Annotated in this window: 28 protein-coding genes and 3 pseudogenes; 13 read left to right on the forward strand and 18 right to left on the reverse strand. The window is 61.8% G+C overall.

Going from position 1 to position 20,940, the window contains the following annotated elements; all coding sequences use genetic code 11:
- Positions 1 to 396: 396 nt before the first annotated feature.
- Positions 397 to 594, reverse strand: a complete 198-nt coding sequence (locus FS320_RS21735) for a hypothetical protein (RefSeq protein WP_152714036.1) — start codon at positions 592 to 594, stop codon at positions 397 to 399.
- A 303-nt stretch (positions 595 to 897) separates the two neighbouring features.
- Here FS320_RS21735 and FS320_RS21740 point away from each other — a divergent pair, with 303 nt between their 5' ends.
- Positions 898 to 1,125 (forward strand): DUF6894 family protein, encoded by a 228-nt coding sequence (locus FS320_RS21740; RefSeq protein WP_152714037.1) that lies wholly within the window; start codon positions 898 to 900, stop codon positions 1,123 to 1,125.
- 150 nt (positions 1,126 to 1,275) lie between these two features.
- On the opposite strand, the gene FS320_RS21750 is transcribed toward FS320_RS21740, so the two are convergent.
- A complete protein-coding gene (locus FS320_RS21750; protein WP_152714038.1) occupies positions 1,276 to 1,572 on the reverse strand; it encodes a hypothetical protein in 297 nt (98 codons plus the stop codon).
- 472 nt (positions 1,573 to 2,044) lie between these two features.
- Between FS320_RS21750 and FS320_RS21755 the strand changes: the two genes are divergently transcribed.
- The gene (locus tag FS320_RS21755) at positions 2,045 to 2,245 is read left to right on the forward strand and encodes a hypothetical protein (RefSeq protein ID WP_152714039.1); all 201 of its coding nucleotides are present in this window, start codon (positions 2,045 to 2,047) and stop codon (positions 2,243 to 2,245) included.
- A gap of 149 nt (positions 2,246 to 2,394) precedes the next feature.
- Here FS320_RS21755 and FS320_RS21760 read toward each other — a convergent pair whose 3' ends face one another.
- Entirely contained in the window at positions 2,395 to 2,793 is a 399-nt protein-coding gene (locus FS320_RS21760) for a hypothetical protein (RefSeq protein ID WP_152714040.1), read from the reverse strand.
- Positions 2,794 to 2,914: 121 nt separating this feature from the next.
- Here FS320_RS21760 and FS320_RS21765 point away from each other — a divergent pair.
- Positions 2,915 to 3,895: pseudogene (locus FS320_RS21765) on the forward strand (IS481 family transposase); the annotation flags it as partial.
- Between the two features lie 57 nt (positions 3,896 to 3,952).
- On the opposite strand, the pseudogene FS320_RS48160 reads toward FS320_RS21765, so the two are convergent.
- Positions 3,953 to 4,231 (reverse strand): annotated as a pseudogene (locus FS320_RS48160) (DUF892 family protein); the annotation flags it as partial.
- Positions 4,232 to 4,500: 269 nt separating this feature from the next.
- A complete protein-coding gene (locus FS320_RS21775; RefSeq protein WP_244627289.1) occupies positions 4,501 to 5,490 on the reverse strand; it encodes a phasin family protein in 990 nt (329 codons plus the stop codon).
- A gap of 820 nt (positions 5,491 to 6,310) precedes the next feature.
- Between FS320_RS21775 and FS320_RS21780 the strand changes: the two genes are divergently transcribed.
- Complete coding sequence (locus tag FS320_RS21780; RefSeq protein WP_152714042.1) at positions 6,311 to 6,496, forward strand: hypothetical protein; 186 nt, start codon at positions 6,311 to 6,313, stop codon at positions 6,494 to 6,496.
- A 24-nt stretch (positions 6,497 to 6,520) separates the two neighbouring features.
- On the opposite strand, the pseudogene FS320_RS49825 reads toward FS320_RS21780, so the two are convergent.
- Positions 6,521 to 6,685: pseudogene (locus tag FS320_RS49825) on the reverse strand (IS6 family transposase); the annotation flags it as partial.
- A gap of 17 nt (positions 6,686 to 6,702) precedes the next feature.
- Here FS320_RS49825 and FS320_RS48165 point away from each other — a divergent pair.
- The 8 genes from FS320_RS48165 (at position 6,703) to FS320_RS46080 (ending at position 10,592) form a co-directional block, all read left to right on the forward strand.
- A complete protein-coding gene (locus tag FS320_RS48165; protein ID WP_244627290.1) occupies positions 6,703 to 6,801 on the forward strand; it encodes a hypothetical protein in 99 nt (32 codons plus the stop codon).
- A 144-nt stretch (positions 6,802 to 6,945) separates the two neighbouring features.
- A complete protein-coding gene (locus FS320_RS21790) occupies positions 6,946 to 7,815 on the forward strand; it encodes a hemerythrin domain-containing protein (protein WP_152714043.1) in 870 nt (289 codons plus the stop codon).
- A 398-nt stretch (positions 7,816 to 8,213) separates the two neighbouring features.
- Positions 8,214 to 8,675, forward strand: coding sequence for an Hsp20 family protein (locus tag FS320_RS21795; RefSeq protein ID WP_152714044.1), 462 nt, complete (start codon positions 8,214 to 8,216; stop codon positions 8,673 to 8,675).
- 91 nt (positions 8,676 to 8,766) lie between these two features.
- Positions 8,767 to 9,288 carry an Hsp20/alpha crystallin family protein gene (locus FS320_RS21800; RefSeq protein WP_152714045.1) on the forward strand — a complete coding sequence of 174 codons (522 nt, stop codon included), beginning with the start codon at positions 8,767 to 8,769 and terminating at the stop codon, positions 9,286 to 9,288.
- Positions 9,289 to 9,363: 75 nt separating this feature from the next.
- The gene (locus FS320_RS47075; RefSeq protein WP_202882881.1) at positions 9,364 to 9,672 is read left to right on the forward strand and encodes a hypothetical protein; all 309 of its coding nucleotides are present in this window, start codon (positions 9,364 to 9,366) and stop codon (positions 9,670 to 9,672) included.
- Positions 9,673 to 9,686: 14 nt separating this feature from the next.
- A complete protein-coding gene (locus FS320_RS21810) occupies positions 9,687 to 10,025 on the forward strand; it encodes a hypothetical protein (protein ID WP_152714046.1) in 339 nt (112 codons plus the stop codon).
- A gap of 45 nt (positions 10,026 to 10,070) precedes the next feature.
- Complete coding sequence (locus FS320_RS46075) at positions 10,071 to 10,409, forward strand: hypothetical protein (protein ID WP_192926316.1); 339 nt, start codon at positions 10,071 to 10,073, stop codon at positions 10,407 to 10,409.
- Between the two features lie 42 nt (positions 10,410 to 10,451).
- Positions 10,452 to 10,592, forward strand: a complete 141-nt coding sequence (locus FS320_RS46080) for a hypothetical protein (RefSeq protein WP_192926317.1) — start codon at positions 10,452 to 10,454, stop codon at positions 10,590 to 10,592.
- Positions 10,593 to 10,669: 77 nt separating this feature from the next.
- Here the strand turns inward: FS320_RS46080 and FS320_RS21820 are convergent, their stop codons facing one another.
- The 9 genes from FS320_RS21820 to FS320_RS21860 form a co-directional block, all read right to left on the reverse strand.
- Positions 10,670 to 10,897, reverse strand: a complete 228-nt coding sequence (locus FS320_RS21820; RefSeq protein ID WP_152714047.1) for a hypothetical protein — start codon at positions 10,895 to 10,897, stop codon at positions 10,670 to 10,672.
- A gap of 273 nt (positions 10,898 to 11,170) precedes the next feature.
- Positions 11,171 to 11,725, reverse strand: a complete 555-nt coding sequence (locus FS320_RS21825) for a sigma-70 family RNA polymerase sigma factor (protein WP_152714048.1) — start codon at positions 11,723 to 11,725, stop codon at positions 11,171 to 11,173.
- Positions 11,726 to 11,837: 112 nt separating this feature from the next.
- Complete coding sequence (locus FS320_RS21830; protein ID WP_152714049.1) at positions 11,838 to 12,206, reverse strand: SPW repeat protein; 369 nt, start codon at positions 12,204 to 12,206, stop codon at positions 11,838 to 11,840.
- Positions 12,207 to 12,373: 167 nt separating this feature from the next.
- A complete protein-coding gene (locus FS320_RS21835; protein WP_152714050.1) occupies positions 12,374 to 12,835 on the reverse strand; it encodes an Hsp20 family protein in 462 nt (153 codons plus the stop codon).
- 215 nt (positions 12,836 to 13,050) lie between these two features.
- A complete protein-coding gene (ftsH, locus tag FS320_RS21840) occupies positions 13,051 to 14,898 on the reverse strand; it encodes an ATP-dependent zinc metalloprotease FtsH (protein ID WP_152714051.1) in 1,848 nt (615 codons plus the stop codon).
- Between the two features lie 230 nt (positions 14,899 to 15,128).
- On the reverse strand, positions 15,129 to 15,860 hold the full coding sequence (locus FS320_RS21845) for an NADH dehydrogenase ubiquinone Fe-S protein 4 (protein ID WP_152714052.1): 732 nt from the start codon (positions 15,858 to 15,860) through the stop codon (positions 15,129 to 15,131).
- A gap of 20 nt (positions 15,861 to 15,880) precedes the next feature.
- Positions 15,881 to 16,264, reverse strand: coding sequence for a hypothetical protein (locus FS320_RS21850; protein ID WP_152714053.1), 384 nt, complete (start codon positions 16,262 to 16,264; stop codon positions 15,881 to 15,883).
- A 74-nt stretch (positions 16,265 to 16,338) separates the two neighbouring features.
- The gene (locus FS320_RS21855) at positions 16,339 to 16,854 is read right to left on the reverse strand and encodes an Hsp20/alpha crystallin family protein (protein ID WP_152714054.1); all 516 of its coding nucleotides are present in this window, start codon (positions 16,852 to 16,854) and stop codon (positions 16,339 to 16,341) included.
- Positions 16,855 to 16,943: 89 nt separating this feature from the next.
- Positions 16,944 to 17,435 carry an Hsp20 family protein gene (locus tag FS320_RS21860; protein ID WP_152714055.1) on the reverse strand — a complete coding sequence of 164 codons (492 nt, stop codon included), beginning with the start codon at positions 17,433 to 17,435 and terminating at the stop codon, positions 16,944 to 16,946.
- Positions 17,436 to 17,681: 246 nt separating this feature from the next.
- On the opposite strand from FS320_RS21860, the gene FS320_RS21865 reads away from it, so the two are divergent.
- Positions 17,682 to 17,924 (forward strand): hypothetical protein, encoded by a 243-nt coding sequence (locus FS320_RS21865; protein WP_152714056.1) that lies wholly within the window; start codon positions 17,682 to 17,684, stop codon positions 17,922 to 17,924.
- Positions 17,925 to 18,295: 371 nt separating this feature from the next.
- Here FS320_RS21865 and FS320_RS48170 read toward each other — a convergent pair whose 3' ends face one another.
- From FS320_RS48170 to FS320_RS21880, 3 genes are all read right to left on the reverse strand, one after another.
- Positions 18,296 to 18,574: a DUF6522 family protein gene (locus tag FS320_RS48170; protein ID WP_152714057.1), complete on the reverse strand. Its 279-nt coding sequence runs from the start codon at positions 18,572 to 18,574 to the stop codon at positions 18,296 to 18,298.
- A 126-nt stretch (positions 18,575 to 18,700) separates the two neighbouring features.
- Positions 18,701 to 20,347, reverse strand: coding sequence for a chaperonin GroEL (gene groL / locus FS320_RS21875; RefSeq protein ID WP_152714058.1), 1,647 nt, complete (start codon positions 20,345 to 20,347; stop codon positions 18,701 to 18,703).
- 66 nt (positions 20,348 to 20,413) lie between these two features.
- The gene (locus FS320_RS21880) at positions 20,414 to 20,701 is read right to left on the reverse strand and encodes a co-chaperone GroES (protein ID WP_152714059.1); all 288 of its coding nucleotides are present in this window, start codon (positions 20,699 to 20,701) and stop codon (positions 20,414 to 20,416) included.
- Positions 20,702 to 20,940: the final 239 nt, after the last annotated feature.

The following is a 20,940-nucleotide window of genomic DNA, read 5'->3' on the forward strand; positions in this document are numbered from 1 at the left end:
AGTGTCATTCTGGAGCTATCTTGGCGATAGACTGGGAATTGCTGATGCGCCAGCCGTCCCGCGCCTGGCAGATCTGGTCAGCGACCGCTGCTCCTTAGCGTGATCGCCAACGGTTTTGCCCCTATTACAATGATACGCCTCTAAGCTAGCTCGTCATATCGGGTGAAGAGGATCTGGCTCCCGCCCGGCCCACAGACCGTGAGAGTGCATCGGTACAACACGGCTAACGCGACTGCAGCATCGCGGCGCTCCTCAGAGGTTGTGAAGGCGTGGAATGCCTCCTCAACCTCGGTCGCCGGGAGCAACAGCGTCTCTCCAGGAGCTAGGTGCGCCAGTCTGGTTTGCAGATCCGTTGCTTTCATGATCTCTGGCTTGTCAGAAAGACTTTTTTCGAGATCATCGCTTCTGCACGAGCCGGTTATGGATGGCGGCGGCGAGCGCAGACAGCAGCGCACAGACTGTCACAGTGGCTATCAAGCGGGGGACGAAATGCTCGACCAGGGCTGCGGGGGTGGTGTACCCGGCATGGTCATGGCTGATGTGATGGATTGTAGCAACGAAGACGCCGGTCACGAATCCCAGAACTGCAGCCATGGGAATGCTCCACGGCTCGGCTGATGCTGGTTTCTTGCGAAGGCTGGTCTTCATGGGTGACGGACTTGCCCAAACTGCTGCGCGGCGTAGATACCACTGTAATACCATCTCGGTACATTGACTAACACAAGTTATGTTAACGGACAGAGCGCGGCTTTTATTCCCGCCATACGCGTCCTCAGGTCGTTGCATTGGCAGAGCATGGACAAGCGGCTAGATACCAGAATAGGACCTTAACAATAACGATTCGGTCCAAGGTCCCGGTTGGGCAGCCTGGCGCTGCCTTGGCTTCAGAGGCGTCCGATGCGCTGCTATTTCCATCTGGTGAACGGTCACGAGGCCATCCCGGATGACACCGGCGTCGAGGTCTCGGATTTGACCACCGCACAGGACATGGCACTGCAAGCCATTGAGGATATCAGGGAGGAGGCGATCCAGCAGGGCGCATCCTGGCACGGCTGGCGGCTCGATATCGTGGATCGCTCCGGCCGTATCCTCTTGTCGATCCCCTTGGATCCTACGTTCCACTGACGACAGACAAAGGGTCAGACGCTCTGGGTGCCTGCGGCTCGATAGCCCCTGAGGCGTGGCCAACTGCCGGATCACGGTGATGACGGTGATGATGGTGTGGGGCAGATACGGCTTGGCGATATGGGCAACCTTGTCCGACCGATCGTTGGCTTATGCGGATGAGCGCCTGCTGCCGTGGCTTTGCCCGCGTCCCGTTGTGCGATGGGGCGGCTTGGGGAAGATCAGCCGAACCCGCACGGTTCTCCTCGCGGTAAAGCGGTCCAGTCTGTCCTTGATCACCTGGGCAGTCTCTGGATCGATGCTCCGGATCTCGTCGATCAAGGGAGCCAAAGCCATAAGCTGCGTGAGGCTGGTGATCCGAGCGTCCTCTAGGGCTTTCCAGGCACTGACGGGCAGGCGCAGGCCATCGAACGGATCGTCAGGGTTCTGAGAGCGGTCCTGTGACATCGCGTTCGCCTCTTGGCTGGGGGTGAGCCCAACTGTGCCAATCGATATTGTTCTGATCGCTTCAGGGCTTCCTGAAGGTGACCACGAGCGAGGGTTTATTGATTGCGTTTGCTCATTGGCCTGGGGGAGAACCCGTGCGCTTTCGGGTCTGGCACCGGATCGATGGAGTCGACCGCTCCGAGATATGCCACGAGTGCCAGCAGCAGAGACCCAATGGCGACCACCAACACCGAAAGACTATCCATCGTCACTGCCCCCAGCCCTGGTAAGACTATTGTCCCTTTGCGGGATCAGGATCAACGCATCTGCCGGGGTACCTCGTTGTCATGAGAGCCCAGTTCCGTCGGGGCTTTGCGCATTACGCGCTGTGGGTTGGGTTACCCAGGAACACGCCGTGTCTCGATGCGTTCCCTGATAGGGCCAGCTTGGCAATATTTTGGGATCGATGCACTGGCCGTCACAGGGAGATATCATGAGCAAACTCACAGCATTGATGGGCTTTCTCTTCCTGGCTGTCTCGTCTGCCTGGGCCCAGACCCCACCCGCTGCTCCTCCGGCTGGCGATGCCGGCGCAGCCGGTGGCGGGCTCATGGATTACTGGTGGGTGATCCTGCTGATCATCATCGTTATCGCCGCCATCTGGTACTTCTCGCGGCGCGGCAGGAGCGTATAAGCGGACACCAGGAACGCGACCATGGCATCAACCGTTGTTTTACAGCCGTTTTGATGGTCCTGACTGTCCCGAATGGACACGAACCCGGCCATGTGCCGGGTTCTTTTTCGGCTCTGGCTCGGTTCTCACCAACATGCCCTGCCTCGTCCTTATCGGTCCAGCGGCGGCAGGGTTCGCTTGTAGATGCGCTTGAACAACTGCTCGGCCTGAGCGAGGGCAGCACCCTGCTCCTGGGCTGAGAGGCTGGAGACACAATCGTCCTGATAATTGTCGATATCGGACTGGTTCACCCAGTGGTGGCCGGATCCCAGGATTACGATCCGCCAAGCGCAGGCCTCGATCATCCTTGAGAATATCACGCCCTCACATTTCGCGGTCTTGAGGCAATAGGCTGCATTCCGCTGCGCTGTGTAGTTTCCGGCTAAGGCATTGCGCTGGTAGAGATAGAAACTCTCTTGTGCCGTCGCGGACGTGATTGAGGCCGCGCCAACGAGGAGGATGGCGACGAAGCGGCCAGGTAAGAGAGGAACAGTAGCCCGTGGTTCCATGCCTACAATCTAGTTGTTTGGTGGCGGAACGTTGTTGGGATCGGGTGCATTACGCCATTGAGGAGTACACTTGGCGCTTTGACGGCCTGCGACGCCGAGCTTCTCACCGCAGGAGGACGTGATGCACTCCCTTCATCCGCAAGCCCGCACCACCCCCGCTGTCCGCCAGGAGATCGCCCGCTCGAGAGAGCCCACCGGCGTGCTGGCCCAGCGCTTCAGCGTGAGCACCGAGACCATCCGCAAGTGGCGCAAGCGCGGAGCCCAGGACTGCCAGGACCATTCCAGCCGGCCGCACAAGCTGCCCTGGAAAGCCACGGACGAGGAGCGCGCCATCGTCTGCGTCCTGCGCCAGGCCACCGGCTTTCCGCTCGACGATCTGACCTTCATCGTCACGCATTTCCTGCCGCATCTCAACCGCGATGCCGTCTACCGCATCCTCAAGGCGGAAGGCTTGGGACGATTGCCCCCGGCGCAGCAGCGCCAGCGCAAGAGCGGCACGTTCAAGGACTATGATCTCGGCTTCGTGCACATCGACATCAAGCACCTGCCCAAGCTGCAGACCGCCGACGGGGAGCGCCGCAAACGCTATTTGTATGTGGCCATCGACCGCTGCTCGCGCTGGGTGCACCTGGCCGTCAAGGACGATGAGCTGGCCACCAGCGCGGTCGCCTTCCTGAAAGAGGCGGTGCGCGCCTTCCCCTTCAAGGTCACGCACGTCCTGACGGATCGAGGATCCTGCTTCACGGCGGATGCTTTCGAGGACGCCTGCCGCCAGCTGAAGCTGGAGCACCGCAAGACCAAGCCCTACACGCCGCAGACCAATGGTCTCGTGGAGCGCTTCAACGGGCGGGTGCAGCGCGAGGTGCTGGGCATCACCATCTACAGCCATCGGGACCTCGAGACGCTGCTCAAGGGCTTCAATCAGGCCTATAACAGAAGACGTCAACGCGTGCTCAAGGGGCGATCCCCGGATGAGGTTGTGCGAAGCCGCCTGGCTGCCGAGCCGAAGCTCGCCAACCGCCGCTACAAGCCACCCGATGCAGACGCGTTGCCGCCAGCCCTCCAGGTCATCGCTCATGCCAAGGAGGTCTCGCATCCAGACAGCATAGCCGGCATACAGGTTCTTGAGCGTCTCGTCCTGAAACATCCCATGCACGGTTGCCCCGACACTGCCAGCAACACTGGTAACTGTCTCCTTGAGGCTGGACGGGCTCTCACCGGCCGATTGGAGCGCCTGCTCCAGGCGCTGCACCTGCTGGCGCGTGGTCTCAATGTGCCGTTGGAGGAGTGCCACATAATCCGGGTATTTCTCCAGGCGGGACACTTGGGCTTCCATCTGCTGCAAGCCCTGCTGTTCCATCGCGTGGGTATTGCGCAGTGCGGAGATGTAGATTGAGCGAGCATCTGTGGTCATCAGCATACTCCCTTGAAAGGGCATTCGAGGCTAACGGACCGAAGTCGGACGAGTTCCTCTTGCCGCCGCATGCACTGACAATGACCAGAGTTTTCCAGAACCTGGCGCAACGTTTCTAAAGGTAGGTGTGCCCACCAACGGCAATGGCCTCAACAGACCCGAAGGCGAGCTCAAGAAACCCCATCCGGAGTCGAGCTGGATGGGGCTCCGTCACCTCATCCGGCACCCGGTTGATGGGCGAACGCTCCCGACCGCTGCCGGGAGCGCAGCCATAATGGGTCAAAGCCGGATTTTTAAGCCGCGCGCCTGACCCGCTCGGCGGTTTTATCGGCCTGCACCGTCACGGTACGGGTGGCCTCCTCGGCCATCTCGATGGTCAGCTCGGCGATGCGCCGGCTGTTCTCGACTGTCTGCTCCAGGTTGTCGCGTAAGAGGGAGGTCTGAGCTTCGACCAGGTCTGTCATCGAGCGGCAGCGGGCGAGAGCCTGCAGGCCGTCGAGGTTGCGCTGCAGGCGCTTCTGGCTGCGGTCGACGACCTCGCGCGAGACGTCCTGCAATCCGCGGGTGAGAGCCGTGCTGGACTGGGCCACGGCCCGCAGGTTCTGCGCTGCCTCCTCGCTCAGCCCGAGTGCATCGCCGTCGCCACGGCCAAAGATCTGCAGGCCCTGGCCTGTCGTGCGACGGGTCAGCTCCGAGAACGTGCCAAAGCTGCTCTCCATCACTTCCTGCATGGCGTGCGCCATGGTCTGGGCGCTCTCGACACCAGCTCGCAGGGTGTCGGCCACATCCTCCGTCACCCGCTGCACGGCTTCGGTTTGCTCACGAACCCGGCGGGTGTCAGCGCGCTTCATCTCATCCATGTTTGCCATCTCATCCTCCACTGTCTCGACTATGGCGTTGGCTTCCTCGTCGCTCAGCACCTTGAGCACGGCGGGAAGCAACTCCTTCCGGTCGTCGCGGATGTGCTGCTGGAACACCCTCCGCAGCTCGGTCACCTGACTGATGAACTCAGCACTGTTCTTGGGCATGCGCTCCAGCTCAGCCAGCAGCGCAGCCGTTTCTTGGTTGTCGTTGGTGGCCTCCAGTACGAGGTCCTGCATCCCGTGTCGCGTCAGCACGGGAAAGAGGTGTTCTTCCTGAAGGCTGGCGAGCAGCTCCAGCTCTGCCTTCAGCTCCACCAACAGCCTCTCCCGCGTTTTGACTGCGGTGTTGGACGTGGCGAGCAGCTTCTCGAAGAGTTCGTTCGCTTTGTTGGGCGGGGCTTGGCTGAATTGTCCGTTCATGGTCATTGTCCCTCGCAAGCTACTGAAAAGAGGGGCTCAAGCGCTGCAGCTTGGACCCTGGCCTGTGACACTGATATGTCGATTGCGCGAAGACGCGCTATACACGCCACTTGAGCAGACGAAGCATTTCCAAGCGAACGCTTCGTCACACGTCTACTGGTGTTGAGGGGCGCTTGCCCAAAGTTCGGCCGCGCTGCGCGACCCGTTCTTGATGTTATTAACGCAGATTAAATCATCGACTGCGTCTGATGTTCCACCCGATTTCTATTCGGCACAGCCGACGGCTGTTCGGTCAGCGCCCACGTGCCTCAGTCCTGACCGTCTGGCCTGGAAGGCATTCGGTTTTTAGAGTCCGGGTCACACGGCTGATTGACCTGGATCTTCAGGCAACCATACTGGCCATAATGAAGCGCCTGATCGGTTACATCCGCAACGCCCTCGCCCAGCTCACGAAACGTCGGCGGGATGACGGCTTCACAGCAGTCGCGTACGAGGCTGTTTGCCTGATCGCGTATGAAGGTCGGGCAGCATACGCTCGCGCCCGGCAGCAAGCGTTTTATTGCCGCTCACACGGAAGCGAGCAGGGTTTCCGGTTTTGGTCCGCCGTTGCCGTCGAGATTGATCGGCGGGCAGGTGCCAGCGCGAGGAGAGCCGACGAGCAGTCGAGATAGGATGAGACCGCTGACATGACGGTCGCGTTCGGCTGCTTCCGTTCCCGACACACTTCCAAGTCAGCCCAGGCATGGACCTATGACCATCAGCATCACAGGTTCATTGACGGCATTAAAGCTCCCGGACCGGTCGACCGATGAGACTGCCAATGATCACAGGACGCGCTTGGCGTGATTTGCCCATCGTCATCATCCTGGGCCTGGTGATCGGGCTCGTGTTCGGCCAAATCGTGAAGCTGACTTCACCTGAGCCCACGGGTGTTGTCATGTCTGGATGGCGCCCGTTTGACAATGTGACTGTTGATGGTTCGGTTGCAAACCCTGGCAGAGGTTAAGTGAAGGCTGGACCGGAGCTTAGGTTAGCCAGCAGTGCTGAACAGACCAGCAATGAAGTCGCGCTGCGCGTCCATGTCATTTGCCGATGCACTCGTGACTTGACCCTTGCGGATCATTGCCGTCACCTCATAGCCTGCAATCGTCTGGGTGGCCGTCACAAAGCTCTTGAAGCCCAGCCCCGGCTGAATGGCGTGAGATCGCCCGCATGCACGCGGCCAGGATTCCGATCCGTGTGATCGCCGACCGCCTGCAGCGGCATTGGTCGACCATCGACCGCACCCGAACGCTTCTATCCAGCGCATAAGTCTAGGCCAACACAATCACCCAAAGCCGGCTTGTTAAAAGGTGGCGAGCCCCGTCAAATCTTGCGCTTACCCTCGGCTTGGCTGAGCCGGAACTGCCATGTGCAGTCTCCGTTAGTAGTTGGTTTGACGGCGGGAGCGACGCAATGGACCTTTGGCAACTGATCACGAACGACCACGCTAACATTGCCGATCTCTGCGGCGAGATTCCTCGAACCTTCCCAGGTGGCGGCGTCAGGAGTCGGGAGCGCCTGTTCAGTGAGCTCGACGCCGAGCTCCGGCGTCACCTCAAGGCGGAGGAGGAGAGCCTCTACGACTCACTTGAGGATCACGACCGCGCCGAACACCTCGTTGCTGAACTGGAGCACGAGCATGAGGAAATTGAGCGCCAGCTTGGCGAGCTCGCACGCGTGCGGGATAAGGGGTCCCTGGACTGGACCCAAAGCTTCCGCGATTTAGCCGCCCTGATCGAGGGGCATTTCCACCGCGAGGAGCACGAACTCCTGCCGCTGGCGCGTGAGATCCTGGATGAGGAGCAGGTTCGCGAACTCCGCCACGAGTACGTGGAGGAGAACACCGAGGCGTTGCGGGCGAGGCATAGCGGCTGGGATGTGACCTCGTCGGGCTTGGTGCTGGGAGCCTTGGTTGGTGCAGCAGTGGGGGCCCTTGCCTTTGCAGCATGGCGCAGCGGCGCTCTGCGGGACCTTACGGCACGGTCGCCGACGCAGCTTCTCCTGTCCCGTGCCCCGGTGCTCGATCGGATCAGCCGCCGCTTCGGGCGCGGTCAGACGACCACCAGCCAGTACCGGGCCGAAGTGCTCCGGGACATCGCACAGCGCACGCGCACCTCGGCCCAGGACATTTCATCCCGCCTGCGCCTGCCGATTGGCACGACATATGCGGTTGTGGCTGACCTTGAGCGTCAGGGGCTTGTGCGCTCCACGCGGCAGCAGGGGCCGGTCCGCGAGCGCATCGTGGCGATCACCCCACGAGGCCGCCAGGAGGCGCTGCATTGACGGGGCTGGCCTCCTCGCTTGTCATCATCCCGCTGGGCGATCAGGACGTCGATTTTGAGGCGGACGTGGTGCTGGCCATCGCTGGAGGTGTAGCTCGATGTCGGATTGGTGATCTCCGGGGAAGCGCTCGGACTTCCCGGCATTGACACGTGAGAAGGCGACAGGGTGGCCTAAAGCCACGGCTCCTGTTCGGTGGAGTGTCGAGTGCGGATGGCCGCCGTGGAGGAATCCGCGAAAGAAGTGCCCCGACCGGCTCAGAGAGCGCCCTAAAAACTCTTGAAAACCGGACAAACACTTCCTAACATCAACGATGCCAAGGCTCTTGACGAGCTTGGCGGATCGGGCGCCGGTGGTGTCCGGCGCTCTTGTGGTTACGTTGCTCTCGGGAGGATGTAGCTATGAGAACTGCATTTGATTTCACGCCTCTCTACCGCTCCACGGTCGGCTTCGACCGGCTGTTCGACCTGATCGATCAGACGGCCCGCGTGGAACAGGCACCCAGCTGGCCGCCCTACAACGTCGAGAAGGTCGGCGATGACCAATACCGCATCACGATGGCGGTGGCGGGGTTCGCACCCGACGAGATCGAGATCACCCAGAAAGAGAACGTGCTGCTGGTGGCAGGCCACAAGCATCCGGAGCAGGAGAACGGACAGTTCCTGCATCGCGGCATCGCCACACGTGCCTTCAAGCAGAGCTTCAGCCTCGCCGACTACGTGAAGGTGCGGGAGGCAAAGCTCGAGAACGGCCTGTTGACGGTCGATCTCCTGCGCGAGGTGCCGGAGGAGATGAAGCCCCGTCGCATCGAGATCGGAACCGGCGGTGGCCCAAAGACCATCGAGCACGACAAGGCAGCCTAAGGGCTCAATCAGGGGTGAGGTCGACGCTGGTCAACGATGGGCGCCGACCTCATCCGCTTGGCTGAACTGACGAGACAAGGAGGATGACACCATGAACATGCGCGATCTCATTCCCTGGGGTCGCAACCCGCAGACGACCCCGAGCCGCTATCGCGAGGAGGGCGATCCTTTCATGACCTTGCATCGCGAGATGAACCGGCTCTTCGATGACGTCTTCCGCGGCTTCGACATGGCCCCGTTCGGCTCGCTCAGTGGCGTGGGCCGCATGGCGGGCTGGCCGAGCGTCGAGGTGAGCGAGACCGACAAGGATGTGTGCATCTCGGCCGAGCTGCCGGGCCTCGATGAGAAGGACATCGAGGTGCTGACGGGCGATGGTGTGCTCACCATTCGCGGCGAGAAGAAGTCCGAGATCGAGGATAAGGAGCGCGCCTTCAGCGAACGCACTTATGGCCGCTTCGAGCGTCGCATCCCGCTGGCCTGGGAGGTCGAGGAAGGCAAGGTTGAGGCATCGTTCAAGAACGGCCTGCTCACCGTCACGATGCCGAAATCTGCTCAAGCCAGCACACACGTGAAGCGCATCGCCGTCACCAGCGCGGACGCGACCAAGCATTAGTCGCATGATAGTTGGATTCGGGTGGGCTGGTCGGCCGCCCGAACCCAGCCCTTTGCTCGAGGGAGAAAGGACACCATGGATCCAGTGACCGTTGACCTGCGCACGACTCAGGATGGGTCAGCATCATCCCATGCATCGAACGCCCGCGGGCGCGAGGAAGCCTCTGAGGGAAAGCCCTTTCCACTCCAGGACCCGCTGCACGTCATGGCGCATCCCCTCTTGGACACCAGCGCGAAGCGGGCGATCCTCGCCTCGTGGGCTTCCGATGCTTGTGCGGTGGAAAACCTGCCGAACTGGCGCAAGGTGCCTGAGACCGGGGCGCTCGTACCGCTGGACGGCATCCTCGATGCCCTGCGGGCGCTCGACAGCGGCGCGCTCCATTAGGAGGGGAGGGTGTCATGACGACGCTCAATCCGCGCAACTGGCCGCGCCTGCCGGATTGGTTTGATCCGCACGAGGGCCGCCGCAGCCCGCGGGAGATCAACCGCGAGGTGCTGGAGCGCAGCTGCATGGCAGTGGCATTCTGTCTGTGCTTTGCTGCTCTCGCGCCTCCGGACCTGATGCCCTTTGCGTTCGCCGGTCTGCTGTTCCTGGCTGGGATCGCGTCCATCAGCCTTGCGGTCCTGCGCGGCGACCAGCCGTTGGCAGTGCACCTGACCGCCTGGGACAAGGCGGCGCTTTTGTTCACTGCAAGCCTCGCTCTGCGCCTCTGGCTTGGGCCGCTCCCGGTCAATTGAGATCCCCAAACCAGCCATCGATCAACTTGCCCCTGGAGGAGTGCAATGGAGCAGCAGACGCTCAGGATTGGACACAATCGACTGTCACCGCCGTTTCTGACGCGAGAGCAATCCTGGCCCGAGCGAGTTCGGGAGGGCGGTCTCGAGCATCCAGTTGGCAGTTCGCATCGAGCAACCGGTGCGCGGGCAGCCGGCGCAAATCCTGTGGGGATCATGCCCTGGGCGTCCCGGTTGCATGACCGCGCCAGCCGCAAGGATGTTTCCCTCCTGCCGGATCTCGACCGGGCCTTTGTCAACCCAGCGTCTGTCTTCGGCTCGCCGCACGACGTCGTGCGCCATCCGCTTCTGACGATCGACTGCAAGCGCGAGATCCTGCAGCGCTAGACTTGGGACGAGTATCTGCTCGATCTTGCCAATGCCGAGGGCATGCCGGAAGGCGAGCCCTCGCGGCTGGACGAGGTCAAGGCGGCCCTGCGGCTGGTCAACAGGGAGCGCAGCCCTGACCCGGCAGCGCCCGCGGCTTTCATCGTCTCTTACCACTGGGATGAGACAGCCCTTGCAGCCTAGCCAGGGCCTGCTTCCCGGCTGCTCCGTGCTTCGGACAGCCTCAGCTGCGCTGCCTGCTTCTGCCTCTGTGCAGCCCGTCACGCGTGAATAGGATGTTCCTCAACGAGCATTCCGATCAGACGAAGCAACTCCTGATGCTCCGGTCCCCGTCCCGAATTCAGGAAGGTTCCAATCTCGATGTGAGCGACATGGCCTCCGGAGGCGATGTTCGCCTCATGTCTGATGAATACCTCACCTGAGACATCGCGGATCAAGTAGCAGCGGTCACCGTTGGGACTGCTATAAAGCTTACGAGCCTTCTTCATGCATCATGCTCCGGATATCACCAAAACGGCTGGGCGACAGCGCACAAGCATGCGCAAAAGCATACAATGGGAACTCGTTCGAAACCAGATTCAGCATGTCAACTGTGGTGTTGATGACGTCTTATTAGCCCTCGCCGAGAGATGTGATCCCACTGGTCTCAGCTCCTGCGTTGACGCTCACCTCGTGAGCATCGCGGCTCGAACAATCACAGCGGCAGGGGCCCCTTTCATGTCGATCCACTGCATTGCCAGACGTTGTCCGAGTTAATCATTTCATGTGTCGCGAGCCTCAGACCCGACAACCGCCTTCAGGACGTCATCCGGACCAAAGTGGTATCCGGTCTCAAGCTGCAACACCTCCATGAGATGGACGCGCGCCCGGTTGACGCGGCTCTTGATCGTGCCAACGGCCACCCCGCAGACTTCGGCCGCTTCCTCGTAGGACAGTCCCTGCGCTCCCACCAGGATCAGAGCCTCCCGGTTGACAGGGACGAGGCTCCTGAGGGCAGTCCGGACATCCTCGAACTCGAGATGCGACGGCTGATCGGGGTCAATCCGCAGGCGAGCCGCCATCTTGCCCTCGGGATCGTCGACCTCGCGTCTGCGGCGGCGACGCTCGGTGCAGAAGAGATTACGCAGGATCGTGAAGAGCCAGGCCCGGATGTTGCTGCCTTCCTGGAAACGCTCGGCACCGGACCAGGCCCGCAGGAGTGTCTCCTGCACGAGATCGTCCGCCCCAACACCGTCATGCGTCAGCGACAGCGCGAAGGCGCGAAGTTCAGGCAAAACCGCCAGAAGAAGCCTGCTGAACTGAGCGTCGGCCTTCATCGGACGTCCCTCTCACCTGTGTCTTGAGGCGAGCTCCACGTTTGCTGAGGCGGGCTGGACAGGGACCACGAAGGTGGCGTCGGCCCGCGCGTCTTTCAGACACAGCACGCGCTTAGGCCGTCTTGCTCGGCGGGCTGCCATGGATCAGCCAGAGCTCAATCGCCGCCAATGTCAGTACCGCAAGGCCCACCAGCACGTGGGTCCACATAGCCGGCATGCTGCCGGCAAAGCCCATGATCCAGGGAGCTACCGCCGTCAAGAGCCCGAGCGCAGCGTTGCTCCATTCCTCCCACTCCTGCAGCCGTGTGATGGCGAAGGCAGCCATCAGGCCGATCACCAGACCACAGGCTCCGGCGTTCCAGGACGCGATCTGCGCGTCGCGATAGCCGACGAGCCAAGGCGAGAAGAACAGAAACACTGCCAGCACAGCGTTGATGATATTGATTGCAGTGAGTTCACTCCTTTGCTTCAGTCCCAACATGGTTCACCTCCCTTGATCCAAGCGAAGGTTTACGCAATGCATTCTTTCTGGCGCCTACCCGCTGGGCAGGCCCTTCCGGCTCGCGCCCAGCGGGGAACCTCAGGCCGTTCTTCAGGCAGGTGTGCAGCGGCGCCGGATGCAGATGCCCCACACTGCCTGTGTGCGGATTAGGCAGCTTTCTCGTGCCCGATGGTCTTCGGACCGCCACCGCTTGCGATCTCGATACGGCGGGGCTTCAGCTCCTCCGGCGCCTCGCGCACAAGATCAAGCACCAGCAAGCCGTTCTCAAGCTTGGCGTCCGTGACAGTCACATAGTTGGCGAGGTTGAAGGCCTGCCGGAACGGACGGTCCGAGATCCCCCGGTGCAGGACTTGCGCCGGCTCGTTCCCGGGCTGTTTCCGGCCCGAAACGAACAGCGTACTGTCCTTCTGGACGATCTCGATCTCGTCGGGGGCAAAGCCCGCCACGGCCATGACAACGCGATAGTGGTCGTTACCCATCTTCTCGACGTTGTAGGATGGCCAGCCGGGTACGGGTTCAACGTCAGCGGCCTGGTCGAGCATGTCAAGCAGGCGGTCGAAGCCAACCGTCGAGCGGTACAGAGGAGAAAAGTCGAAATCTAATCTCATCGCCATATTCTCCATTGAGCAACATGGACATGAGGACGCCGGACACCCGCCGGCGCCCGATCCGCCAAGCTCTTGATAAGCCTTGGCATTATTCGAGGTAGGTGGCGTTCCTTGGGTTTTCAAGAGCTGAATTGTTTAGCCGGCAGAGGCGGCAAGCCATCGGAAGAGCTTTTCCATCTGTGCCGATCTGGCGGTAGGATCCGAGCGGATCTGCCTTACTCCGCTGCACGCTCGATAGCCGGTATCTGGTCAAATCCAACCAATTCTTGCAACTCCGCCTCTTCGAGGGTTTCCTTCTCCAGAAGGCGCCGGGCTGTCCGCTCCAGGAGCGCGCTCCGCTCGGTGAGCAGGGCCAGCGTTCTGTCCATAGCGCCCTGCACGATTGCGCGGACCTCGTCGTCGATGGCCGTGGCGGTCTCGTCCGAGTAGGAGCGCTCCCGTGCGCCGTTGCCGAGCGGGTTCGGGCTCAGGAACGAGCGCTCGTCCTTCTCCAGCGCCACGTTCCCCAGCTTCTCCGACATGCCGTACCGAGTGACCATGGAGCGGGCGATGTCGGTCACTCGGGCCAGATCGTCGGCTGCCCCCGTCGAAAGATGGCCAAAGACAAGCAGTTCGGCGGCGCGGCCGCCGAGCAGCACTGCCATCTTGTTCTCCAGCTCCTCGCGGGTCATCAGGAAACGATCCTCGGTCGGCCGCTGGATCGTGTAGCCGAGAGCCCCTACCCCACGCGGGATGATGGATACCTTGTGCACCGGGTCCACGCCGGGCAGAGCCATGGCAACGAGGGCATGCCCTATCTCGTGATAGGCCACGACCTCGCGCTCCCTGGGATTAAGCAGGCGGTTGCGCTTTTCCAGTCCCGCGACGATCCGCTCGACCGCGTCGTTGAAGTCACCCATCGTGACCGCATCCGCTCCGCGCCGGGTGGCGAGCAGGGCCGCCTCATTGACGAGATTGGCAAGATCCGCCCCCGTGAAGCCTGGTGTGAGCGCCGCGACCTTCTCGGCATCGACATCCGGCGCCAATTTTGCTTTGCGCATGTGCACCTGTAGGATCTGGACACGGCCCTTCTTGTCGGGCCGGTCCACCAGCACCTGCCGGTCGAAGCGCCCGGCGCGCAGCAAGGCCGGATCGAGGATCTCGGGCCGGTTGGTGGCGCCCAGCAGCACAAGGCCCGTGCGCGAGTCGAAGCCATCGAGTTCAACGAGGAGCTGATTGAGGGTCAGCTCCTTCTCGTCGTGGCCACCCGCCAAAGGCCCGATCCCGCGGGCGCGGCCAAGGGCATCGAGCTCGTCGATGAAGATGATGGCCGGCGCCTTCTCGCGGGCCTGCTGGAAGAGATCGCGCACGCGGGCCGCGCCGACGCCGACAAACATCTCGACGAACTCCGAGCCGGAGATGGAGAAGAACGGCACCTTCGCCTCGCCGGCCACGGCCTTGGCGAGCAATGTCTTGCCGGTGCCGGGTGGCCCCACCAGCAGCACGCCCTTCGGCATGCGCCCACCAAGACGGCCGTACTGCTCCGGGTTTTCCAGGAACTCGACAATCTCGCGCAGCTCGTCCTTGGCTTCATCGACACCCGCGACGTCCTCAAACCGGACACCCGTATCCGCCTCAACGTAGATCTTGGCCTTGCTCTTGCCGATCTGCATTAGTCCGCCGCCGAGGCCAGCCCCATCGGCAAAGCGCTTGGCGAGATAGGTCCACAGGCCGAAGAAGATCAGGACAGGAAGAATCCACGACAGGATATCCCGGACGAGCGTGCTCTCGATCTGTCCGGTGTAGGTGACGCCGTACGGCTGCAGCTCCCGGGCGAAATCCGGATCAACGCGGGTGGTGGCGAACCACGTCTGGCCGCTTGGAAGCGGCTCTTTGAGCCGACCTTGGATAAATCGATCCGAAACCCCGACTTGCGCGACCTTGCCGTTCTGGAGCAACTCCTGGAACTGGCTGTAGGGAATGGTTGCGATCTGCTGGGCGCTGGCAAAGACATACTGAATAACGAGCACGCCAATGAAAGCGGCAACCCAGTACCAGGTGTTGAAGCGGGTCTGTTTCGTCATTGTGGTGCCTTCCTGTATCCTGCCCCATGCTCAATGTGAGATGCCCTGTAACCCACGCAGTCGATCCGTCGACAGCGACAAGGGACCCGCAAGGCACGGTCCCCCTTCTAACGTTCAGCCTGATGGCATATTGATCGCCGAGGCTTTGCGGTCTGCAAGCAGGACCAGCTCAAACCAGCTCGGATTGATCCATTCACAATCCTTAGTCGGACACGCGTCATCGATGTCTCCTATGCCGCGGATGTGTCCACCGGTGCCGGGTTCACGGCAACGAGCACCTGTGTGTCCTCAATCCGGTCGAGCATCAGGAGCGCCGACTTTACCTCATCGTACCGTGATGGTTTGCCGGGCGCCGGGGACTCACCGGCCTCCACCTCCAGCAGCCATTCGTCCCAGGCCCAACGGCGCAGGATCTCGCGCTTGTCCTCCAGGAGAAGGCCAGGATCGTGAACCACGTCGAATGGCGAGGCGAAGACACTCGCCGGCTTGATAAGCGCCTGGTCCAGGTCCGGCCTGCGGCCGACCGCGGCGACGCCATACTGGGCGTCCATCCAGCCCAGCGCCGCAGCGGCCATGTAGAGTTCTGCCGCTTCGCGCTGCTTGGTGTCCTTACGGGCATGCTCGCGCTGCACCCGGGTGGCCGCGATGGGCTCCCCCTGGACGCGGTACGCAAGGCCTTGACGCTCTGCGTACGCAACTGCCGCCTCGCACGAGCCGAACCTGAGTTCGACCTGCGCCAGGGGATCATCGTCGGCCGTCCAGCCCATCAGCGGTTCGATCGTCTGTGGCAGGCGTCGTTCGAAGCGCAGCACCCACTGTTTCGTACCGGCGCGACCAGAGGTCGTGACCGGCTGTGAGTGGCGGACAATCACCGCCTGAGCATCATCAGGCCAGGGCTGCCCGCGAGTCAGGCGCAGAGTCGGCGGCTGATTGTGTCCAATGCCGATGACACTTGCGTTCATGGCACCCTCCACTACGCGGGCTAATGCGGAAGCACCCGACGGGCCTGCTTTCGGCCTTTGGCTCCGCGGATGGTCTGAACCGCACTGAGGTATTCCCCAGCTGCCGTCGGATCAAAGCTTGCGAGCGCCGCAACGACGGCATCAATGCGGGACTTCACCTGCAGGTCGGGCATCATCCTGCTTGCGATCTGCTCGATCACGAGTTCGTCGCGGGCCCAGGACAGCAGGATCGTCCGCTTCTCCTCATCACTGAACCAGGGATGATCCACGACTTCCTGCGGGCTCGCGAAGATGTTCACCGGGTCAATTAAGGCATCCACGAACGAAGGCTCTGAGATGCCAGGCGACGTGACCTGAGAGACAGGAGCGACATTCGTGTCGGGTTTAATCTCCACTGTGTCCATGATCACCCTCCCTCTTATAAGCGAAGGATGGCGCGGGGCAGCCGCGCAGGCCTGCCCCGCACCGCGTCAGGCGGTTAGTGCTTCTCCTTGCCTTTCCCATGAATCGGGATGCGTTTGGCCTTCTCCTGCGCCTTGGCGGATTTGGGCAGGGTCACGGTGAGCACGCCGTTGCGGAAGGACGCCGCGATCTTGTCCTGCTCGACCGCAAAAGGCAGGGGGATGACACGCTCGAAGCGGCCATAGGTGCGCTCGCTGAAGCGGCGCTCCTTGTCCTCGGTCTCGGCCTTCTTCTCGCCGCGGATGGTCAGGACGTCTTCGTCCACCAGAACCTCAACGTCCTTCTCGTCCATGCCCGGCAACTCGGCCGAGACACGAACGTCCTTGTCAGTCTCGATGGCCTCGATGCTGGGCCAGCCACCGCGCCCGAGCAGCGAGGGCATGCCAGTCTCGAAGCGGCTGACCATGTCATCGAACAGCCGGTTCATCTCGCGGTGGAGGGTCAGGAACGGGCTCATCTCCTCGCCGCGCATGGTGCTGGGGACCATTGATCGTTCGTTACGGCCCCACGGAATCAGATCACGCATGGTCATTGTCTCCTCCTTTCATCGATCCAGGTGAGCCAGCGCAAGGGTTAGGCGCCGGAACTCCGGCACCACTACGCTCATAAGCGCGCGCCTGCTTACGCGGCTTTGCTCTTCTTTTGCAGCTCGTGCTCAATCTGCTGAGGCTGATTGTCCTGAGTGAGCGCCGTCACACCGTTGCCGGATGCGATCTCGATCCGGCGTGGCTTGAGCTCCTCAGGGACTTCCCGCTTCAGCGCGATCGTCAGCAGACCGTTCTCGAGGCTCGCGCCCGTGACCTTCACGTGATCAGCAAGGCTGAAACTTTGTTTGAAGGCGCGGGTGGCGATGCCGCGATGGAGAACCTGCTCGCTCTCAGGCTCACGATGTTTGTGGCCGTTCACGAAGAGCGTGCTTTCCTGCTGGACGACCTCGATCTCGTCAGGTGCGAAGCTCGCAACCGCCATGGTGATGCGGTATTGGTCGTCCTCAACCTTCTCGATGTTGTAGGGCGGCCAAGTCATGGGCTCGATCTGGTCGAGCATGTCGAGCAGGCGGTCAAAGCCAACCGTCGAGCGATAGAGAGGAGAAAGGTCGAACGTTGTTCTCATAGCTACATCCTCCATTGAGCAACGTAACCATAAGAGCACCGGACACCCGCCGGCGCCCGAATGCCAAGCTCTTGATGAGCCTCGGCACTCCTCGAGTTAGGAACGCACTTTCGCTCTGTCAAGACCTGGTTGGTCGGCCAGATACGAGGTGCTCATCTGCCGACCAAGAGCCTTGCGGGACAACCTTGAGGATCACCGTTCCGCACCCACATCGAAGATAGTTTCCTGTCATGATGGAGATCTCACATGCCGGACAAGCTCACGCGAGAGGAGATCATTGCCCTCATCGGGCGCTCGGACGACGAGGTGCTGACCGACATCCTGAAGATGGGCGCCAGCCGATCCGAGCTGGCTGAGGCTCGGGCCTGGATCGAGAACGACGAAGCGATGCTGAACGCGGGCAGGCCAATCCCGTCGGGGCGCGTCGCCCACGTCGTTGAGATCCTCCAAGTCTGTGACGATGAACGGCCTGCCGTCCCAAAGCTCTGAGGGCGGGCTGCAGGACCTTCGGTCAGTTTGCTCACCGCAGACCTCGCGAAACGCTTGATAGCTGTCGTCTCGGCACTCCAGGGCTAATCCGAACTGACAGTCAGGTACCTGGAACCAATCTGGCGTAACCGTTGCTTTCTTGGCGTAGACTTCCGGATTGGTACGAGGTCCGCTCGCGTGGCACTGGCCCCCAGGACGTTTTCCTTAGCTGATCTGGACCGGAGCCTACGTGGCACGAACCGGGCTCTCCCGATTGAGTGCCCGAAGCCAAGAATGCAACGCTCTGGGCTTTGTTATGAGCACTATCGTCCGGTTCGCGCAGAACTCACTTCTCGGCAGCACTATCTTCAGAAAGCGGGCTCGGTCGAAGTTTATGTTGGCCGAACTCTGGGAGAGGTTTCACTCTGCCCTCCCGTCTCCTCTCGAATGATGGAGCCGTCGCCGCCGACAACCGCTCGCCAGACGGCTCCGCCACATCGGACCGTCAACCGGCATAAGCCCGCGTCCTCGCCTTGGCCGGCTTCAACCAGACTTGTCACGAGACCTACTTTCATACGGCGGCGAAGTTCGTCAGCGGACAGACGGAGCTTTATGGCAAGCTCGTCAGGGTCCAGCACGTAGTCACCCCGACTGTCACGTTCGATACGCATGAGACAGCCTCCGCTTGAGCCTGTCACTGATCCGGCGCGGGCACCTTGAAGATTGCTTCTCCGCGTCCATCATCGCGAACGGCTGGAAGGTAGCCAGGTTTTGTCCTGGCCACCTTCCGTGCTCGTTTAGAAGTCCATGCCTCCCATGCCACCCATGCCGCCAGCCGGCATCGCGGGAGCCGCTTCTTTCTTCGGCAACTCGGCCACCATGGCCTCGGTGGTGACGAGAAGGCCGGCGACCGAAGAGGCATCCTGGAGGGCCGTGCGGACAACCTTCGCCGGATCGACGATGCCGGCCTGGACCAGATCGACGAACTCCTCGGCCTGGGCATCAAACCCGAAGGTCTCGGACTGCGCATTGTCGGTGATCCGGCCGACGACGATCGAGCCCTCGACACCGGCGTTCTCGGCAATCTGGCGGATCGGAGCCTCCAGCGCCCGCAGCACGATGTTGATCCCGGATTGAATGTCCGGATTGTCGCTCTTCAGCTTGGCGACCGCCGCCTTGGCGCGCAGCAGAGCCGTGCCGCCGCCAGGCACGATGCCTTCCTCAACCGCCGCCTTAGTGGCGTGCAGCGCATCGTCAACGCGGTCCTTCTTCTCCTTCACCTCGATCTCGGTGCTCCCGCCAACATGAATGACCGCGACACCGCCGGCGAGCTTGGCGAGACGCTCCTGGAGCTTCTCACGATCGTAGTCCGAGGTGGTCTCCTCGATCTGCGCCTTGATCTGCTGGATGCGCGCCTCGATGTCTGGCCGGCCACCGGCCCCGCCGACAATGGTGGTGTTTTCCTTCTCCACCCGAATGGTCTTGGCCCGGCCGAGCATGTCGAGGGTGACATTCTCCAGCTTGATGCCGAGATCTTCGGAGATGGTCTGGCCCTTGGTGAGAACGGCGATGTCCTCGAGCATGGCCTTGCGGCGATCGCCGAAGCCGGGCGCCTTCACGGCGGCGATCTTCAGGCCGCCACGCAGCTTGTTGACCACGAGGGTGGCGAGCGCCTCGCCCTCGATATCCTCGGCAATGATCAGCAAGGGCTTACCGGTCTGCACGACAGCCTCGAGGATCGGCAGCATCGTCTGGAGCGACGACAGCTTCTTCTCATGGATGAGGATGTAGGGATCCTCGAGTTCCGCAATCATCTTCTCGGCGTTGGTGATGAAGTACGGCGAGAGATAGCCGCGGTCGAACTGCATGCCCTCAACAACAGCGAGCTCGGTCGCTGCCGTTTTAGCCTCCTCGACGGTGATGACACCCTCGTTGCCGACTTTCTGCATGGCCTCGGCAAGCATGCGGCCGACCTCGGCGTCGCCGTTGGCCGAGATGGTACCGATCTGGGCGATCTCCTCGGACGAGGCGACCTTCTTGGCGCGGGACTGGATGTCCTTGACGGCTTCAGCTACGGCCATGTCGATGCCGCGCTTGAGATCCATCGGATTCATGCCGGCGGCCACGGCCTTGGCGCCTTCCTTCACGATGGACTGGGCGAGCACGGTCGCGGTGGTGGTGCCGTCACCCGCCACAGTGCTGGTCTTGCTTGCCACCTCGCGCACCATCTGGGCGCCCATGTTCTCGAACTTGTCGGAGAGCTCGATCTCCTTGGCGACGGTGACGCCGTCCTTGGTGATGCGCGGCGCGCCGAAGGACTTCTCGATCACCACGTTGCGGCCCTTCGGGCCAAGCGTGACCTTCACCGCGTCGGCCAGAATATCAACACCGCGCAGCATCTTCTCACGTGCATTCGCGGCAAACTTTACCTCTTTCGCTGCCATAACTGTTCCTCCATCTCTGATCGATTTTCCGCTTTGCTGGTCATGGACATTCCAGCATCCCGGTTTTCATTCCAGGATGCCCATAATGTCGGATTCCTTCATGATGAGCAGATCCTCGCCGCCAACGCGTACCTCGGTACCAGACCACTTGCCGAAGAGCACACGGTCGCCGGCCTTCACATCGAGGGGCTGGATCTTGCCGCTCTCGTCACGCGCGCCGGGACCAACCGCGATGACTTCGCCCTGCTGGGGCTTCTCCTTGGCGGTATCGGGGATGATGATGCCGCCCGCCGTCCGCTCCTCGGGTTCGATGCGGCGGACGACGATGCGGTCGTGCAAGGGACGGAATTCCATCGAAACACCCTCCTGCCTTACCGGGTCACCCTAAATTGCTAAGCTTGGCGCTCTCGGCACATGAGCGCCAAGCCGCATTCGACATAGTAAGGCCTCTGTCACCGTCAAGGACCTAGTACTACTGTGTCATAAACTCACGAGGCGAGCTATAGTCGGGAGATCCATCATGCGGAGGCGTGTGATGAACCTTCCTATCCCATCAGAGACGCGCGAGGCGCGGTTTGCCGCCTATGTTGATG

This window comes from Microvirga tunisiensis, assembly GCF_009296175.1.
Lineage (GTDB): Bacteria > Pseudomonadota > Alphaproteobacteria > Rhizobiales > Beijerinckiaceae > Microvirga > Microvirga tunisiensis.